17 protein-coding genes are annotated in these 17,887 nt (G+C 64.7%); 7 read left to right on the top strand and 10 right to left on the bottom strand.

Going from position 1 to position 17,887, the window contains the following annotated elements:
• Positions 1-6: 6 nt before the first annotated feature.
• The 4 genes from ACSYG9_RS07845 to ACSYG9_RS07830 form a co-directional block, all read right to left on the bottom strand.
• Positions 7-852 (bottom strand): phosphotransferase, encoded by an 846-nt coding sequence (locus tag ACSYG9_RS07845; RefSeq protein WP_454841958.1) that lies wholly within the window; start codon positions 850-852, stop codon positions 7-9.
• A 43-nt stretch (positions 853-895) separates the two neighbouring features.
• Entirely contained in the window at positions 896-1,540 is a 645-nt protein-coding gene (locus ACSYG9_RS07840) for an RES family NAD+ phosphorylase (RefSeq protein WP_454841956.1), read from the bottom strand.
• Positions 1,541-2,167 (bottom strand): hypothetical protein, encoded by a 627-nt coding sequence (locus ACSYG9_RS07835; RefSeq protein WP_454842916.1) that lies wholly within the window; start codon positions 2,165-2,167, stop codon positions 1,541-1,543.
• 66 nt (positions 2,168-2,233) lie between these two features.
• Positions 2,234-2,881 (bottom strand): pyridoxamine 5'-phosphate oxidase family protein, encoded by a 648-nt coding sequence (locus ACSYG9_RS07830; RefSeq protein ID WP_454841954.1) that lies wholly within the window; start codon positions 2,879-2,881, stop codon positions 2,234-2,236.
• 80 nt (positions 2,882-2,961) lie between these two features.
• Here ACSYG9_RS07830 and pdxR point away from each other — a divergent pair, with 80 nt between their 5' ends.
• The 4 genes from pdxR (at position 2,962) to ACSYG9_RS07810 (ending at position 8,277) form a co-directional block, all read left to right on the top strand.
• Complete coding sequence (pdxR, locus tag ACSYG9_RS07825) at positions 2,962-4,491, top strand: MocR-like pyridoxine biosynthesis transcription factor PdxR (RefSeq protein ID WP_454841952.1); 1,530 nt, start codon at positions 2,962-2,964, stop codon at positions 4,489-4,491.
• Positions 4,492-4,561: 70 nt separating this feature from the next.
• Positions 4,562-5,329: a hypothetical protein gene (locus tag ACSYG9_RS07820; RefSeq protein WP_454841950.1), complete on the top strand. Its 768-nt coding sequence runs from the start codon at positions 4,562-4,564 to the stop codon at positions 5,327-5,329.
• Positions 5,330-5,483: 154 nt separating this feature from the next.
• Complete coding sequence (locus tag ACSYG9_RS07815; protein WP_440126634.1) at positions 5,484-7,283, top strand: alkyl sulfatase dimerization domain-containing protein; 1,800 nt, start codon at positions 5,484-5,486, stop codon at positions 7,281-7,283.
• Between the two features lie 115 nt (positions 7,284-7,398).
• Positions 7,399-8,277, top strand: a complete 879-nt coding sequence (locus ACSYG9_RS07810) for a GDSL-type esterase/lipase family protein (RefSeq protein WP_440126633.1) — start codon at positions 7,399-7,401, stop codon at positions 8,275-8,277.
• 34 nt (positions 8,278-8,311) lie between these two features.
• On the opposite strand, the gene ACSYG9_RS07805 is transcribed toward ACSYG9_RS07810, so the two are convergent.
• From ACSYG9_RS07805 to ACSYG9_RS07795, 3 genes are all read right to left on the bottom strand, one after another.
• Positions 8,312-8,911, bottom strand: coding sequence for a DUF2510 domain-containing protein (locus tag ACSYG9_RS07805; RefSeq protein ID WP_440126632.1), 600 nt, complete (start codon positions 8,909-8,911; stop codon positions 8,312-8,314).
• 82 nt (positions 8,912-8,993) lie between these two features.
• Positions 8,994-9,689, bottom strand: coding sequence for a DUF4352 domain-containing protein (locus ACSYG9_RS07800; RefSeq protein WP_440126631.1), 696 nt, complete (start codon positions 9,687-9,689; stop codon positions 8,994-8,996).
• A 35-nt stretch (positions 9,690-9,724) separates the two neighbouring features.
• Positions 9,725-10,219 carry a hypothetical protein gene (locus ACSYG9_RS07795; protein ID WP_440126630.1) on the bottom strand — a complete coding sequence of 165 codons (495 nt, stop codon included), beginning with the start codon at positions 10,217-10,219 and terminating at the stop codon, positions 9,725-9,727.
• A gap of 136 nt (positions 10,220-10,355) precedes the next feature.
• On the opposite strand from ACSYG9_RS07795, the gene ACSYG9_RS07790 reads away from it, so the two are divergent.
• On the top strand, positions 10,356-13,550 hold the full coding sequence (locus tag ACSYG9_RS07790) for a type I restriction endonuclease subunit R (protein ID WP_454841948.1): 3,195 nt from the start codon (positions 10,356-10,358) through the stop codon (positions 13,548-13,550).
• A 38-nt stretch (positions 13,551-13,588) separates the two neighbouring features.
• Here ACSYG9_RS07790 and ACSYG9_RS07785 read toward each other — a convergent pair whose 3' ends face one another.
• Entirely contained in the window at positions 13,589-14,596 is a 1,008-nt protein-coding gene (locus ACSYG9_RS07785) for an ABC transporter substrate-binding protein (protein ID WP_454841946.1), read from the bottom strand.
• Positions 14,597-14,753: 157 nt separating this feature from the next.
• Here ACSYG9_RS07785 and ACSYG9_RS07780 point away from each other — a divergent pair, with 157 nt between their 5' ends.
• On the top strand, positions 14,754-15,098 hold the full coding sequence (locus ACSYG9_RS07780; RefSeq protein WP_440126627.1) for a CD225/dispanin family protein: 345 nt from the start codon (positions 14,754-14,756) through the stop codon (positions 15,096-15,098).
• On the opposite strand, the gene ACSYG9_RS07775 is transcribed toward ACSYG9_RS07780, so the two are convergent.
• Together ACSYG9_RS07775 and ACSYG9_RS07770 are read right to left on the bottom strand one after the other, a co-directional pair.
• Positions 15,037-16,140, bottom strand: a complete 1,104-nt coding sequence (locus tag ACSYG9_RS07775; protein WP_454841944.1) for a hypothetical protein — start codon at positions 16,138-16,140, stop codon at positions 15,037-15,039. The genes ACSYG9_RS07780 and ACSYG9_RS07775 overlap by 62 nt on opposite strands.
• 30 nt (positions 16,141-16,170) lie before the next feature.
• The gene (locus ACSYG9_RS07770; RefSeq protein WP_454841943.1) at positions 16,171-17,115 is read right to left on the bottom strand and encodes a GlxA family transcriptional regulator; all 945 of its coding nucleotides are present in this window, start codon (positions 17,113-17,115) and stop codon (positions 16,171-16,173) included.
• Between the two features lie 130 nt (positions 17,116-17,245).
• On the opposite strand from ACSYG9_RS07770, the gene ACSYG9_RS07765 reads away from it, so the two are divergent.
• Positions 17,246-17,884, top strand: coding sequence for an isochorismatase family protein (locus ACSYG9_RS07765; protein WP_440126624.1), 639 nt, complete (start codon positions 17,246-17,248; stop codon positions 17,882-17,884).
• Positions 17,885-17,887 lie beyond the last annotated feature (3 nt).

Raw genomic sequence — 17,887 nt, 5'->3', positions numbered from 1 at the left:
GGCAGATTATCTTCCGAGTAGCTGGGCGATCATGTGGTGCCCCTCGGCCTCGAAGGCCTCGTCGCCCACTTGAAATGCCCACACTGCATTTCCAATGGCGGCGCGAATACGTTGCCGGAACCAGGCGTTCGGCTCGCGTGGGTCCGTTCCGTAGCCGCCCAGGAATGCAACTTCGGCTCCTGGGATACGGACGAACTCCCGCGCCGCCAATCTGTCGAAGTCTTCGATAGCGGGTCGACGATCCGCCCGCCCGAAGTCGATCACCCGTACGGTCCCGTCGTCGATGATCCAATTTCGGCTGTGCCAGTCGCCGTGTGTCGGTACCAGCGTCGCGGCAGGGGTCGGCCACGCCCGGATCATCGCGCGCAGACGTTCGGCGACGTCGGGTTCGATGCGGTGAGGCGCTGCGAGCCAGCGCAACGATTTGTTGTTGGCGCGCCGCTCGTACCCGTCGTCCTCGACGCTTTCCTGTGCATGAAACGCAGCGAGGATCCGGCCCGCCTGCGCGTACGTGTCGAGGCTCGACATCGCGGCGTCGTCCTGGACGAGCCGTCCCGGTAGGAACTCGGTCACCACGAGCTTGGCGTCGCGATCCGAGTGGACCATCCGAGCAGCATGGCCGGTCGCGACCCACGGGCCCGTCCAGGTTTCGTGAGCCCGAATCTCGCGGGCGATGTGATGATCGGCAGCGCCGCCGGCCTTGACGACGAACCGCCCCTCGGACGTGGCAATCCGCAGGACGGTGGTCTCGACGAGATTCCAGCTCATGTCGGAGACCACATCGAACTGGGGAAACCGGCCACGCAGTGCTGCCTGCTGCGACTGGGTCAGGCGGTCGAGTCCGGAGAGCATGAGCATCCACTCTACGGAACTCGCAGACTGCAGGACCGCAGCGTCAGGTGATGGCGTAGCCGAGCTGATGGGCCGCGCTGTCGATCGGCCCGGACAACCCGGGATGTGACAACGGGAGCGACACCGCTGGCAGCGCGGGGAACGCATCGGCGGCCGGTTCGGTGATAGCGATGCAGATACTCCCGGCGCACCGACCGCGATAGACGATGCCGTCGAGATCGTCGTGGGCGCGGTGAATGGTGCGGGCCCAGTGCTGGGTTCGGACGTGCGCTGCGGAGTCGAGGGCATGGTTGCCGCCGACCCGGGTCGCCCACGTCCCCTCGCCGATGCCGGACACATCGAGCAGGCTCAGCAGGCGGGTGAATCGCAGCCCGGTCAGATACGGGTCGCCGCGGTGGCGGTCGATGACACGGGAGCTTTGGAACGCCTCGGCCAGCCCGCCGCGAGGACTGGAGGCGCCGTACCAGACGCCGTAGCCGGGATGTTCGGCGCGCGGAGGCGGGTGGTGGTCGAACCTCAGGATCGGGCCGAACGTGCGCATGCTATTCCACGGCAGCACATTGGTTCCGGTGGTGCGATGCACCCGCCACACGATTTCGGTCGGTTGCCAGGCGAACACTTCCTCGGGGCGCACGCCCGCACCACGAAGGTCCGCAACAGTCGGTGGTGCGGGCAGCATCGACCCCATCTATGCCGATTCCCATTCGGCGGCGGTGATCACGCCTCGGGCCTGTTCGATATCGGCGGCAGCTCCGGCGCTGCCGGACAGCCATGCCACGATCGACGCCGGCCGGCCCTCCACGGTCAGGGACGGTTGGGGGAGGGTCAGCAACGCCTGCACGGTCAGCGGGTGCAGATCCTTCGCCAGCAACGGCACCACCTGGTCGAGGTGCGGTACCGCCCCGGTGTCAGTGAACTGGGCGGGGGGCAGCAATCGGTTACGGCCCGACGTAAACGCCCACAGGGTGCCGTCTCCGAGGCGTTGCCGGATCCGGGCCGCGGTCACCCCGAGACGGTCCGCCGCCTCAGCGATCGACAGTGAATTGCGGATCAGTTCCTGCATGCGAATGTCGCGACCCACCCGTACGGTCGCCGCCGCGGCCGGGTCTTCGACGAATCCGGCCTGATCGAGCAGGGCCGCGTCGTGGTCGGACAGCGGCGGTGCTGCCGGGTTCCGGTCGGACAGGCTGTGCAGGATCTGGGCGAAGAACTTCCGACCGACATCGGTGCCGGTCACCTCTCGCAGCGCATCCTCGAAACCGAGATCACCGCGCAGGTAGCGGGCTTCGGTGCTGGCATCCGCGGCTTCGTTCATCACACCCACTCGCGCTTTCGCTAATTATCAGGAACAAATTCATGATAGCGCGAAGCTGGGGGGACGCTACCGTGCTCGTTCCGCCGAACCGTAACCGGCGATCAGGCGTAGCACCGATGCGGGGAGTGGCGCGTCGTCGGATATCCACGGAGCCGGCACCGGGCGCTCGGCGACGGTGCGTAGCGGTACCACCCCGGCCCACGGCCCCGGCGCGTCGGTTCGGGTCGGCGGCGCATTCCGTTCCTTCACGATCCATTGGCCGGGCCGGATCGTCAGTACCAGCGCCGAGGTGCCCGCGAGTTGCTTGCCGGTCGGCCCGGGAACCTCGGTGCTGCGGTCGGGAATCAAATTGTCGGACAGGATGTTCAGGGCATCGAGCGCCTCGTTCCCGCTGAGTAGCTCGATGGTGCCGCGGACCACAGCCGAGCGGTAGTTGGCCGACGAGTGATACAGGTCCTCGGCGACGACGATGCCGTCGAGAAGCATCACGCTCACCGCACCGGGCGCCCCGGCCGCGACGTGGCGCAGCGCGCCGGCCCCGGTTGAGCCGTGCAGCAGAATCCGGTCGCCGTCCCGGGCGTAGAACATCGGCACCAGCCACGGCTGTCCGTCGAGCACAGTGGCGAACGTGCAGGTCGTCGCGGCATCGAGCACTCGATCGAGGTCTTCGCGGTCGGTGCGGGCGCGGTCGGGGTAGCGAGTCAGCGTGTCCATGACATCAACCCTGCCGGCTATCTGGACCGGAGAACAGATCCGCATTCCAGCAATACTGGCAGACCAGTATTCTGGCAGCCGTGCCACGCGTATCCCCTCCCGTCCACCTGCCGTTGACAGTGCCCGACGGGAAGGCGCCGCTGCGACACCGCATTGCCGAAGTGATCGTCGAGCAGATCCGACTCGGCCACTTACGGGTCGGCGATGCCCTCCCGTCGTCGAGGGTGCTTGCCGCCGAGTTGGGAGTGGCGCGAGGTGGAGTTGTCGAGGCATACGACGAGCTTGCCGCTTCAGGATTCGTTGTTGCAGTGCCCGGATCTGCTACCAGGATTGCCCCCGGGGCCGACATCGCTGCCCGCGCGCACACGCAACCCCATCCGGTCGCGCCCGACGCCGCACCGGTACCGCCGGCCCGAACCCGCCCCGCTCCGGCAGTCGTCGACCTCCGCCCCGGACTCCCCGACACGGCACTCATCGCCGAACCGTCGTGGCGGCGGGCTTGGCGCCGAGCTGCGAGTGCACCTCGGGCCACGGGTAGCGTCGACCCGCTGGACCACCCCGAACTTCGGCGTTCACTCGCCGTGCACCTGCGCCGTACCCGCGGAATCGCGGTGAATCCAGATGATCTCGTGATACTTCCCGGCGTTGCCGCGGCTACGCGTGTCCTTGCGGTGGCTGCCGGACTCGGCGGACGCGACGTCGCCTTCGAAGAACCCGGATACCATCGGGCCCGTCGCGCGCTGATCACCGAAGGTGCTCGTATCCGACCGGTTCCCGTCGACGACGACGGACTGCCTCCGCAACTCCTCGCCGACACCGATGCCGCCGTCTACTGCACACCCGCACACCAGTATCCGCTGGGATCGCGCATGCCCGTCGCGCGTCGCGCCGAGCTGGTGGACCGAGCGACAGCTACCGGAATGCTCGTGATCGAAGACGACTACGACGGCGAATTCCGGTACGACGTGTCGGCTCTGCCTGCTCTGCGCGGCGTCGACGGCGGACGCGACTGTGTCGCCTATCTCGGGACCGCGTCGAAGATCCTGTCGCCGACGTTACGGCTCTCCTGGCTGATACCGCCGGAGCCACTGCGCGCCAACATTTCCGAGGCGGTATCCGTGTGCGGTGAGGGGGCGAACGCGATGTCGGCACTCGCACTGTCCGCATTTATCGACGACGGATCCCTGACCCGGCATCTCGCGCGAACGGCGCGCACGTACCGGGCGCGCCGCGCCGCATTCGTGGACGCGCTCCGACGACGGACCGGCGACTTGGAGGGGGTGCGTGTGGTGGGCATCGATGCAGGACTGCACGTGGTGTTGCGCCTGCCCGATGGCCTCGACGACGTGGCGGTCGCGGTAACTGCCGAGCAACTCGGGGTCCGTACGACCCCGGTGTCGGTGCAGCTCGCCGGTGAGCAGGGACCGCGCGGACTGGTGTGCGGTTATGCCTGCCTACCCGAATCCGCAGCTGAGGAGGTTGCGACGGCCATCGCGACCGCGGTGCGGCAGACAATCGCCGGATACGGAGACCACGCTGGTTCGATGAGGGTGTCGACCCGTGAGCGGCACCGGGCAGATGTGACGACGTCGTGGGTAACGGCGTGGTGATCGGACTCGATTTCCTCTGCGAGGCCGCGCCGACCATGTGCGTGTGGCCCGGGTAGTCGGAGGAGCACACTTGAAGCCCTACCTGAGGGTTCTTGCGGGGATGTTCGCGGGCATCACGCTGTGGCTGGCGATCGTGGAATTGATCCATGGCAATGCCGGGCCTGCCCTCGTCCAGCTGATGTTCACTGTCGGTCTCGCTTACCTCGCTGTCGGCAAGCTGATACGAGAGCATCACTCGCGGGTCGAGGCCGAGCGCGACGCGCTCGCTGCCCGAGCAGAGGCAGGGCACCGCGCGTTCTTGGCTGGGCATCCGGCCGCATTCGCGCCCCCGCCTCCACTACCGCCTCCGTCGAAAGCGCGTCGCGGTGTCGTGATCGCCGTGGTTGTGGCAGCGTTCTTCGTGCTCATCGGGATCATCAGCGACATCTCCGACGGGCTCGATGCGCCATCCGAGGAGGGCGCGGTCACGACGCCGCAGTCGTCGGCTCGTGCAACCGCATCAGCTCCGCTGACGGTTCCGATGTCGACGGAGGCGGCGACGACGGCGCGCACTGTAGCGCCGGCGAGCACGGTCGCTGCCACGGCGAAACCTGCGAGCGCGTCGACCGCGATCATGCCGAACGTGATGTGCATGGACCTCCAGGCAGCGCAGGACGCGATTCAGGCTGCGGGCGTGTTCTATTCGAGAAGTATCGATGCCACGGGTGAGGGTCGAGCGCAGGTGTGGGATCGGAGCTGGATCGTGATCGAACAGGCGCCGGTGTCGGGTGCGGTGGTCGGTGAGGCGGATGCGGTGCTGTCGGTCGTGAAAGACGGCGAGTACAGCGGGTGCCGCTAGATCACGATCCGGAGATGCGCCGGATCTGACGTTGTGAATCTCCTGCCGATATTCGCCCGGAACGGGTGAGTCGGTGGTCGCTCGCCCCGGTTACGGTCACTGATTGGCGACCGCGTCCGATCCACGTCGATCGCGACCTAGCAGAGGAGTGCTGATGCCCGCTGATTTCTCTGACCGCACCGACTTCGACAATGCCGGTCGGGGCCTGGTTGCGGTGTTGGATCCCGCTCAGGTCCGTGCCGACGATGGTCGTGTGGTCTATGACGCCCAAGGGTTCGCCGCCGCCACCACAGGGGACTGCCCCGACACGGTGAACCCGAGTTTGTGGCGCCAGGCGCAGCTCACCGCCATCCACGGATTGTTCAAGGTCACTGAGGGTATCTATCAGATCCGCGGCTACGATCTGTCGAATATGACTCTCGTCGAGGGTGATACCGGTGTGATCGTGATCGATCCGCTGGTCTCTGCCGAGTGCGCCGCTGCAGGTCTGGCGCTGTACCGCGAGCATCGAGGTGACCGTGCGGTCACTGCCGTCGTCTACACGCATTCGCATATCGATCATTTCGGTGGCGTGCTCGGTGTTGTCACTGCTGACACGACTGTGCCGATAATTGCGCCGGAGCACTTCCTCGAGCACGCAGTTTCGGAGAACGTCTATGCCGGTGGTGCAATGCTGCGACGCGGGATGTACCACACCGGGATCGTCCTCCCGGTTGGCGCGACCGGCACCCTGGGCGCGGGACTCGGGCCGAGCACGTCCAGCGGAACTGTCGGGCTTCTCGCACCCACGTTGGACATCACCCACACCGGGCAGGAAGAGACGTTCGACGGCGTGCGGATGGTTTTCCAGGTCACTCCCGGCACCGAGGCGCCGTCGGAGATGAACTTCTATTTCCCCGACCGTCGCGCGCTGTGCTTGGCAGAGAACGCAACGCACAACCTGCACAATCTGCTCACCCTACGAGGCGCAGAGGTGCGCGATGCCCGTAACTGGTCGCGATATCTCGCCGAGGCGATCGAGATGTTCGCTCACGACTCCGATGTCGGATTTGCCTCGCACCACTGGCCCACTTGGGGCACCGAGAATCTGGTCGGGTACCTCAACGAGCAGCGTGACCTCTACGCTTACCTTCACGATCAGACACTGCGTCAACTCAACCAGGGGCTCGTCGGCAGCGAGATCGCCGAGAACTTCGAGATGCCGCCCGCACTGGACGCCGCCTGGCATACCCATGGATACTACGGTTCGGTCAGCCACAACGTGAAGGCCATCTACCAGCGCTATCTCGGGTGGTACGACGGCAATCCGGCGCACCTGTGGCAGCACCCGCCGGAAGAGGCCGCCACCCGCTATGTCCGCACGATCGGCGGCGTCGACGTCACTGTGGCGAAGGCGAAGGAGTTCGCCGACGAGGGCGACCTCCGGTTCGCCGCAGAGCTCGCAAGCCACGCGGTCTTCGCCGAACCCGACCATGCCGGCGCGAAACAGGTGCTCGTTGATGTTCTGACACGACTCGGCTACGGCTCCGAATGTGCAACGTGGCGCAACAACTATCTCGTTGGGGCAAGTGAAGTCACCGGTCCTGCACACCCTGCCGAGGTCAGCGCGGCAGGCATGGCTGCCGCACTCACCATCACCCAAGTCTTCGACAGTGTCGCCATTTGTATCGACGGTCCTCGGGCGTGGGATGTGAATGCAACGATCCGCTGGCATTTCACCGATCTCGATGAGACGTATCGGATGGAGTTGTCGAACGGCGTGCTGATCCACTACCCCACACGCCGGTCCGACCCTGCGGAGTTGGTGGTGACCCTCACCAAGCCCCAGTTGCTCGGACTTCTGGCCGGCGTCGACACTGACGGTGTCGTGATGGACGGCGACTCCACGGTCATCGCCAGGATCGTCGCGCTGACCGATCGAGCCGATCCCGGATTCTCGATCGTTACCCCGTAACGGACGCAGGACATGTGACGGTTCAGTATGTGTGGGAAATCGAACTGCGATGATTGCGCTGCTGTCACAGCGTCGCTACCGGATAATGACCTTCGTGAAGGCTGGTACATCTGACGTGACCGAGGGACGAAATCCAATTCCCGCGGTGCGCGCGTTCGTGGTGGCGGCGATCGTTGCTGCGATCGCCGTGTTGTCGAGTCCGGCTCTTGGCTCGGCGGATCCGAATATCCGCTACGTCGCGCTCGGCGACTCGAGAGCGGCCGGACCGTATCTCGACGCTGCAGCCCACGCCAACGGGTGCTCGCGGTCGAACCTCGGATACCCCGCGGTCGTGGCGCAGATACTCCATCCGGAATCGTTCACGAACGTGTCGTGCACCGGGGCTCGGACCGAGCACGTCACGTCGGTGCCGCAGCCGACGTCGGCCGGTCCGGTACCGCCGCAGCTCGAATCGCTTGCGCCGGACACCACGTTGGTCACCGTCAGCATCGGTGGAAACGACATTGCCTGGCCCAACCTGGTTTCCGCGTGCTACACCGATGCACCCGGCGTCGACGCGAACTGCAGGAACGATCCGGCAGTGGCCTCTCGCATGGACGCCGCGCTCGGCGCGCTCGGCCCGAAAGTGACCGCCACCCTCGGGGCGGTTTCCAGGAAGGCGCCGAATGCCCGAGTTCTTCTCGTCGGGCACGGCGGCATATTCGGCACCCGCGGATGCTGGCCCAACATCCCCACGAGCGACCCCGACGCCGCGTTCGTCAACGGTTTCTTCACCAGGATGAATCGTGTGCTGGCGGGCGCTGCTTCGGGTGCCGGAGCCCAGTTCGTCGATGTCACTGTCGGGGCAGAGGGGCACGACGCATGTGCCCTGCCCGGTTCCAGCTTCTTCGAAGGACGGTACTCGTTGTCGCTCGCTCGGCAACTGCATCCCACCGAAGCGGGAATGCGGCACATGGCCCGGCGGGTGGTGGATGTCCTGCACCGGGCCGGGTAAGGGGTACGGCGCGACCTGATGCGGGAAGGCGTTGTTACGGTGCGCCGTAGCCGTAGGTGTATTCACCGCTGGTCCAGTTCATCGTCGCGTGATACGTGCGACCGCGCATGCGACCGTCGCCGAGGTCTTCGGTGCCCACGAAGCACTCGAAAACGGTAGTGGTTTCACTCAGGTTGTCGGTTGAGCCCCCGTTCACCGGTGAACAGTTCACCGACAGAATCGGGCCGTCGTACATCCCATCGTTCACGTGCTCGACGGCCATTTCCTCGACGCTCGATTCGATGCTCGTCACACTCACCGAACGTGAGAGACGCTCGGCTGCATCAGCGGCTTCCTGCGTGGCCTTCTCCTGCGCGATACGCGCGGCTTCACGCTCTGCGGCTTCCTCTGCGGCGGCCACCTGAGCGGCGACCTGGGCGTCGTGATCGACCTTCCATGCAACCGTCCCACCCACGGCCGCGAGGACGACGATGACAAAGGCCACTAAGATCGGCTTCTTGCGAATCTTCCGTCTCGGCTTGTCGCTCGAATCAGGGTCGGGCAGGTCGAGCCAGGTGCTTCCGTCCCAGTAGCGCTGCCCGCCAACGGGATTCGGGTACCATCCGGCGGGAGTCGAGGAGTTCTTGATGGGCATCGGCGTGTTCCTTTCAGAAAACCTGTGGGGTGCGCCGGTGCGCCCGACCCCTCGTCGGGCGCACCAGCAGGGAATGGCGGAGTTACCTCAGCGAAACGGTCACTCCACCGGAGAACATGGAGTCGTGCAATTCGACCGCCGTGGGAACCGCCCCGACGGGCATGTCGAATACGAGGGGCATCGTGACGGTGTTGCCGGGGTTGATTTCATCCCAGAACGTCACGTCCGAATCGAGATTCAACGCAGCAGCCGTGTCGGGGCTGAAGGTGCGGCCCTGGTCGTCGATCAGCTCCTGGTCACTCGGGCTCAGACCCTTGGGCGCATCGGAGATGTTGCTGACCGTCATCGTGACGATCACGAACTGTCCCTGTGCTTCTTCGGCAAGAAACGGGTTGTCGCCCAGAGATGTCAGGCCGGCCTCGACTCCTGTGACCACGAACTCGAACTTGCCATCGCGCACCGGCATGTTCATGGAGGCCGCGGACTCCTCAACAGCGGTGGGTGACTCCACCTCCGGGGCAACGCCGGCAGGGGCACCGGCTTGCGGTGCCGAGGATGCGGGATCGGCAGCGCCGGTGGGTTCGTCGTCGCCGCCGCCCGATACCGAGACGATGACTGCGAACGCGACGAACGCCCCGACGATCCACGGCCACTTCTTTTTCTTCTTCGGTTGCGGAGCCGGTGCGAATCCGCCGGACTGTTGCCACCCGGTGGGTTGCGGGGAGTACTGCTGGGTGGGCGGCTGGATCCGCGGATCAGGCTGGTTCGGCATCGTCATGACAGGCCTCGTTTCATCGGGGGGCGAAATGTGGATCAGTGGCCGAGAGTGAGGTGCACTCCGGATTCGGCATCGGATTCGTCGTACGAGACGGATCCGCGATGCGAGATCTCCACGTCGTAGTACGACGCACCGCGTGGTACGTCGGAGACGGTGAAGAAGAACGTGCAGAAGTCGCCTTCGCTCACGCTGTAGGTCAGTGCTCCCGTTGCAAGCAGTGCGCCGGCGTCGTCGGAGACCCGCACTGCAGTGGAAGGCGAGATGTCGTCGTAGCCGTGGTCGCCTTCGCACTCGAATCCCGGCACAGTGCTGTCGGCGGCACCATCGATGAGCGTGACGGTGCCGCCGATCTCGAACAGGGGCGCGTCCGACGCGCGATCCGCAATGAGGGAACCGGTCGCGAGAAGAGCGCCGGTCATCGCCGCGGCGCACAGACCCACCGAGAAGCCCGGCCAGAACCGAGTGCCGGCTCCGCTGGCCTCGGTGAGAGGATCGGAATCGGCGGTCGGGGGAGCGAACTGAATGGTCACGGCGATCTCCTGATCGAGCAATCGGAACGCTCGAATCGTGCGTCCGAACCGAACCCGTGAACCACTTTCCTTCCGATAACCCGTATTATCGGCAGTCTGCCTCGCTCGTATCTGCGCGAGCTTCTAAATTGTGTGCATGGCAGACATTCTGGATTTCCCCGGCCGTCTCAACGAATCGGCATGGGAGCAGATGGCACTCGAGACGCTGGGCGAGCTCGGATGGCGATACATCCACGGCGGCGACATCGCTCCCGGATCCGGAGAGCGCACTTCGTGGGACGACCTCCTCGTGCCCTCACGCTTGCGATCCGCCATCGTCACACTGAACCCGCATGTACCTGCCAGCGCTGTGGACGATGCCGTCGCGCTCGTGGCAACAGCAGGCTCGACCGACGCCATCGCGGAGAACCGGGCCATCCACGAGTACCTCACCGACGGTTTGCGCAAGATCTCCTACACCGACGACGCCGGCGTCGAGGTCACGCCCACCATCCGTCTCGTCTCCGTCGACCCCGACGACAACGACTGGTTCGTCGCCAACCAGGTCACCGTGATCCGCGGAGACTACGAGCGCCGCTTCGATCTCGTGCTGTACATGAACGGAATGCCTGTCGCTGTCGTCGAACTGAAGAATGCCGGTAGCGAGTACGCAAGCCTGACCGATGCACATGCTCAACTGCAGACGTATCTGCGCGAATTCCCGCTCGCGTTCCGATACGCGGTGATGGCATTGGTATCGGACGGCGTCACCGCGTCCTACGGCACTCCGTTCACGCCCTTCGAGCACTTCTCCCCGTGGAACGTCGACGACGACGGCGCGCCCGTCGAACCCAGTGGCGAGCATCATCCACTCGACACCGCACTGTTCGGCCTGTTCAACCAGGAGCGCTTCCTGCAACTGCTCCGCAACTACACAGCATTCGACGAGAGTGAGAACGGCCTCGTCAAGCGAATCGCGAAACCTCACCAATACTTCGCGGTCACCAAGGCCGTGGGGTCGACCGTCGTTGCCGTCGGCTCCGGGGGTAAAGCCGGAGTGGTCTGGCATACGCAGGGATCCGGCAAGTCCATGGAGATGGAGCTCTACGCGAACCAGGTCATTCGCCATCCTCAGCTTGCGAACCCGACGATCGTGGTGATCACCGATCGCAACGAGCTCGACGGCCAGCTCTACGAAACCTTCGCGCGGTCGCAATTGCTCCCGGAGCATCCCAAGCAGATTCGACGGCGGGAAGAACTGCGCCAGGAATTGTCCGGTCGCACTACCGGCGGCATCTATTTCACGACGCTGCAGAAGTTCGGGAAGAGCCGCGAGGAACGCGAGGCAGGGCTCGGTCACCCCGAGCTGTCCGCTCGTCGCAACATCATCGTCGTGGTCGACGAAGCTCACCGGAGTCATTACGACGACCTCGACGGATACGCCCGCCACCTGCGTGATGCGCTCCCGAACGCAACGCTCATCGCATTCACCGGAACCCCGATCTCGTTCGACGACCGCAACACCCGGGCGGTCTTCGGCGACTACATCGACATCTACGACCTCACCCGCGCGGTCGACGACGGAGCCACCGTCCCCGTCCATTTCGAGAGCCGTCTGGTGAAGGTCGCGTTCGCCGGAGAGATCACCGAAGAGCAGATCGACGCCTCCGCAGACGAACTCACCGTCGGCCTTGACGACACCGAACGAACCCGCATCGAAAAGTCCGTCGCAGTGATCAACGCCGTCTACGGCACGCCAGCACGATTGCAGATGCTCGCGGAAGACCTTGTCGCACACTGGGAGAAGCGACGCTCCCAGATGGCGAAGTTCGTAGGCTCGGAAGAGAATCCGACCGCACCCGGTAAAGCGATGATCGTGTGCGCGACACGTGAGATCTGCGCCAACCTCTACAGCGAAATCGTCGCACTCCGCCCCGGCTGGCACTCCGACGATCTCTCGTCCGGGCGTATCAAGGTGGTGTATTCCGGAGACGCGACAGACCAGCCGCCGATCAGCGACCATGTGCGCCGTGATTCCGAGAACGCCGCAATCAAGAAGCGGATCAAGGATATCGACGACGAACTCGAACTCGTGATCGTCAAGGACATGATGCTCACAGGTTTCGATGCGCCGCCCCTGCACACCCTGTATCTCGACCGACCGCTCAAGGGGGCCTTGCTGATGCAGACGCTCGCCCGTGTCAACCGCACCTTCCGGGGGAAGAGCGACGGTCTGCTGGTTGCATATGCACCCGTGGCGGAGAATCTGGCCGATGCGCTGGCCGAGTACACGGCCTCCGACCGAACTACCAAGCCGCTCGGGCGACCGGTCGACGAAGCCGTCGACGCCGTCAAGAACTGCATGACGATCCTCGACAACATGCTGCACGGATTCGATTGGAGGGCGCACCGCAATGCTCCGGGGCGGCGTGCCTGGCTCGACGCGGTCCTCGCGACCGTCAACTTCGTGCGGGACAAGCAGAACCCACAGAACAAGGTGTCAGAAGGGGAGAAGACCCTCGCTGCTCGTTATCGCGAGCACGCGTCGCAGCTGTCGCGGGTGTGGGCGATCTGCAGTACCCACGAGGACGTTCAACCCCTGGCCCGCGACGCACGCTTCTTCGAAGAGGTCCGGGTGTATGTAGCGAAGTTCGATGCTGCCGAACGGCAAGCGAACGGTGTCGCAGTACCCGAGGACGTCAAGCGCGCATTGCGCGCCCTCATGGCTGCGTCAGTGGAATCCGGTGAGGTGCTGGACATCTACGACGCAGCAGGCATGCCCAAGCCGTCACTGGCCGATCTCAACGCGGACTTCCTCGAGCGCACGCTGCAGGCGAAGAACCCGGCCTTGGCGATCGAGGCGCTGCGCAAACTGGTATCGGAGGAATCCCGCAAGGTGTCGCGCCACAATTTGGTGCGGCAGCGCGCGTTTTCCCAGAAGCTCCAGGATCTGATGATCAAATACACCAACAGCCAGCTCACCTCGGCCGAGGTGATTGCGGTACTCGTCGAGGTCGCGAAGGAGGTGCAGGCCGAAGCGCAGCGTGGGCAGCGATTCGATCCGCCCCTGGGTGATCACGAGTTGTCCTTCTACGACGCGGTTTCCCAGAACGAGTCGGCGTTGGATGGGATGGGAGAAGACGTTCTCGCCCAGATTGCCCGGGAACTCGTCGGTGTCATGCGGCGCGATGTCAAGACCGACTGGAAGGTGCGTGAAGACGTCAAAGCCAAGTTGCGGTCGCAGGTGAAGCGTCTGCTGACTCGCTACAAGTACCCGCCGGACCGGCAGACCGGAGCGATCAAGTTGGTGCTCGTGCAGATGGAGGCGATCGCCCCGACGATGGCTGCGTGACCGGGCTCCGCTGCCCCGCAAGGCGGTTGGTCGGCACTTCAGGATCCGAGCATGTCCTGCAGGTCGTCGAGCACCAGCATCGCGCCGGTGGGGCCGAGGCCGAGGAACCAGGTTTCGTCGCTGACCCGCTCCACTCGACCGTCCTTGACGGCCTCGATCTGGTTCCAGAGCGGCCCCGAGACGACGGTGGCCTCGTCGGTGCTTTCGGGCCGGCCGTAACTCGTGTAGAAGATCTGGTCTCCGTCGGCTTCCATGATCGTCTCGGGGCTCAGCTCCACCGCGAGCTCGTCGATGTCCTGGATTGCAGGTCGGGGGAGTCCGGCATCCTGCAGAATCACGCCGATGAACGACAAGTTCCCGTACAGACGGATCTTTCCCGACATGAACCGAACGAGTGAGATCGTGGGGTCACCATCGATCGATGCGCGGACCTCGTCGGCGCGCGCCTGGTAGTTGTTGAGAACTTCCATGGCCTCGTTCTCGTCGCCCACGGAATCTGCAACAAGCAGGAAGTTCTCCTTCCACGGAAATCCGGGCCTGATGCTGAACACGGTCGGTGCAATCGACGAGAGCTGCGGGTAGAGCTTGTCTGCGCGCAGCTGGCTGCCGAGAATCAGGTCTGGTTGAAGGGCGCTGATCGCTTCGAGGTTGAGGTTGTTGATCGTTCCGACATCGGCGACGCCGTCGAGCTTGTCGGCCAGGTAGGACGGCTGTCCGGAAGCGCTTTCCGGGCTGGCCAGGCCGACCGGCGTGATGCCGAGCGACAGGACGTCGTCGAGCTCACCGCTGTCGAGCACGATCACCCGTTCGGGTTTGCTCTCGATGACGGTCTCGCCGAGAGCATGAGTGACGGTGCGCGGAAACACTCCGGGTTCGGCGTCGCTGCCGAGCCTCGCCGTTTCGGTGTCTGCCGTGCTGAACCGTTCCCCGCCGGTCGCGACATCGGCATTTCCTGCAGCTTGCCCGGCAGTATCGTTCGAGCCGCAGGAAGCGAGCAACACAACTGTGAGCGCTGCGACGCCGACGCGAGACCAGGATCTGAGCATGTAGGTGAGGCTAACTTATAGCTTTCGATCTTGGTGGGGTGAGTCACGGTGTGCGAAACCAATTTGCCGTGCGAGGGAACCAAAACACGATTCGACGCATCCAAGTATGTGACGGGGGCGGTGTGCCTCCGCGCTAGTAGACGCACACGGAGGCACGATGACCCAGCAGTTCGCGCAGGCAGGTTTCCAGTACGGCCCGGCAGCCGCTCCCTCGCGACCGGCGCCGCCCGCGCAGAACACAGGTTGGGCGGTTGCCGCACTCCTCTTCTTCTGGCCGCTCGCATTCTCGGCGTTCGACAACTCCTCCAAGGTTTTCCCACTGTGGATGATGGGTGACTACGAGGGTGCCGACCGTGCGTCGGCGCAGGCGAAGAAACTCGGCAAGATCGCGCTGCTCGTCTGGGCAATATTCATGGTTTTGCTCATCGTGCTCTACGTCGTCATTTTCGCTGTGGCGATGGCCGGCGTCGAGGCAGTGACGGAGTATCCGTCGTATCGGTGAGTTGTTCGGCCCGGACCGTGATGTGGTGTGACAGCACGGCCATGCTGAACAGGCCGACCGCGAGGTTGGGCAGCGCACCGAATCCTGAGGTGGCGAACTCGGCCAGCGCGTTGAGAGCAGTGAAGATCAGCGCCGCGGTGCGCAGGGCGCGAAGCCCGCGCAGTGAGTCGGTGCGATGCACCGCGATCATGGCGGGTAGTGCCATTGCCAGCGTGATCGTCGCACTTGCGAACAGGATGCCGCTGGTGATGCTCATCCTGTCGATGTCGATCCGGGTGTCGGCGGTCCCGAGATGTACTCCGCCCGTCACGATCTGCACGACGCCGAGTGCCACGCCCGCAGCGGCGGCCAGCACCATGAGCCATCCGACGACCGGAACCCAGCGTGGGCTACGGAACAGCTTCGGGATCATGCGGGCCGCCAACCGCTGACCTGCTTCGAGACGATCATCGCGGTGTTCTGCTGAGTCGAGTACCGCGCGCACACCCTCGATCGTGTGCGTGTCGCCACCGAGCATTCGTGCTTGATCGAGCATGAGTGCGGCGGCCTCGCGTCGGTGCGGTGGGATGCCACCGGCGAGTCCGTCGGCGGCGATGGCAGCAGCGTTGGCGAGGTATTCCTGTGCAGTCGGAGCGCGGGCGATCCGAACCAGTCGGTTCGCCACGAGGACGACGACGATGAGTACGTACATGATTTCTGCGGACGGACCGTAGAAATAGTCGTTGTCTTTCGTGACGAACTTGCCGATCTCGTCGAGAAACAGGCCGAAGCCGATGCCGCCGACGACAACTGCGAGCAGTCGTGGCCCGAACCCGAGGAAGAGCCAGCCGATCAGAAGTGCCGTCATCATTGCAGCCCCGCCGTAGAGCGCGTGTGCGATGTGCAGTGTCTCACCGCCCACCTGCGGGTAGCCGGTCAGTTCCAGGTAGAGGCGGGTGACGAGAATCGTGATGATGGCGATGACGAGAAAGGCCTCTGCGTAAGTGCTGCCGTAGGCGGTGCGCAGCACGTGCCGCTTCGCGTTCCCGGATCCGTCCGTCACGGAATCTGATTCAACCGGATCGGCGGCGTTTCAGCCGGAGAACTGGCGTCGGTAGGAGCTGGGTGTGGTTCCGAAGGCCGACGCGAAGTTCTGCCGGAACGTCACAGTGCTCCCGAAGCCGCACGTGGACGCGACAGCGTCGATGCCCCAGTCGGTGGTTTCGAGCAGGACTCGCGACTCGTGCAGGCGACGCTCGAGTACCCATTGTGCGGGGGTCGTGCCGGTGGTGCGCTGAAAGTGGCGCACGAAGCTGCGCCGGCTCATCTTGGCGTGTTCGGCGAGTCGTTCGACGGTGAGCGGCTCGTCGAGGTGGGTTTGTGCCCAGTCCATGGTGTCGGTGATCGCGGTGTCGCCCGCAGGCCGGCGGAGGGGGCGCTCGATGTACTGGGCTTGCCCGCCTTCGCGGTGCGGAGCGACGACGAGGCTGCGTGCCACTCGTGTGGCGACCGCCGATCCGAGATGTTTGCGCACCAGATGCAGGCACGCATCGATCGACGAGGCGGTGCCCGCCGACGTGATGACGTCGCCGTGGTCGATGTACAGCACGGATGCGTCGACTTCGGTACCGGGATGTCGTTCGGCGAGCTGGGGCATCATCGTCCAGTGGGTGACGGCTGGGCGGCCGTCCAGGAGTCCGGCTTCGGTGACGGCGAACGCGCCGAGGCACAGTCCCGCGATCGTCGTGCCACGCTCGTGTGCGTCCCGCAGCGCCGATGACAGTGCGGTGCTCACCGGTATGAGCGACTGAGGCCAGGACGGAATGATGACGATGTCGGCCCAGTCGACGGTCTCCGGGCCAGCGAGTTCACCCACCGGGTATCCCTCGACGGTGCGAATCGATTCCGAGTGATCGGACCAGAGCCGGGTCTCCCAGTCGGAGGCGAGACCGAGTCGTCCGAGCTCGCCGAACACCATCAGCGGGGCCGCGAGGTGGAACATCGTGATGCCGTCGAACGTGTAGATCGCGATCTTCATTGGATCTCCAAGGCTGGCCCGAACTCATCGGAAGTCGGCATATGTGCCACTCGTGGACAGCGTAGACCTATCGAACAATCGATGGGCAGGCGCACATCCGGAGCGCACCACACAACCCGAGGAGCCCATCGTGACCACACCCCGCCGTGCACTCGTCGTCGTCGACGTCCAGCAGGAATACTTCGACGGCCCGCTCGAAATCCAGTACCCGCCACGTGACGAATCGTTGGCCAACATCCTCAGCGCGATGGATGCCGCGTCCGCGGGTGGTGTGCCCGTGATCGTCGTGCAGCACCGAATGCCCGAGGGTGCCCCCGTATTCGTCGAAGGTTCGAAGGGCTGGGCCCTTCATCCGGAGATCGAACAGCGTGCAGGCACGGCGACGAAGCGGGTGCACAAGGATTACGGAAGCGTATTCGCCGGAACCGACGTGGCGGAATGGTTGCGCGCACGCGACATCGACACGATCACGATCGTCGGATACATGACGAACAATTGCGATCTCGCCACCGCTGTCGAAGCCGAAGGATTGGGCTTCGCCGCCGAGATCCTCTCCGATGCCACCGGCGCGATTCATCTGGCCAATGAGGCCGGAAGCGTGTCGGCCGAGTCTCTCCACAGCGCACTGATGGTCTTGCTGCAATCGAACTTCGCTGCCGTGGCGACGACCGGGGACTGGGCCAAGGCGGTGGAGTCCGGCGCGTCACTGCACAAGAGCAACCTGGTCGAGTCCGCCCTGCAGGGGCGCTCGGCGGCAGGCTCCGCCTGACCG

Source organism: Rhodococcus sp. SJ-2 (genome assembly GCF_053750035.1).
This window is presented reverse-complemented; position numbering and strand designations above follow the sequence as displayed.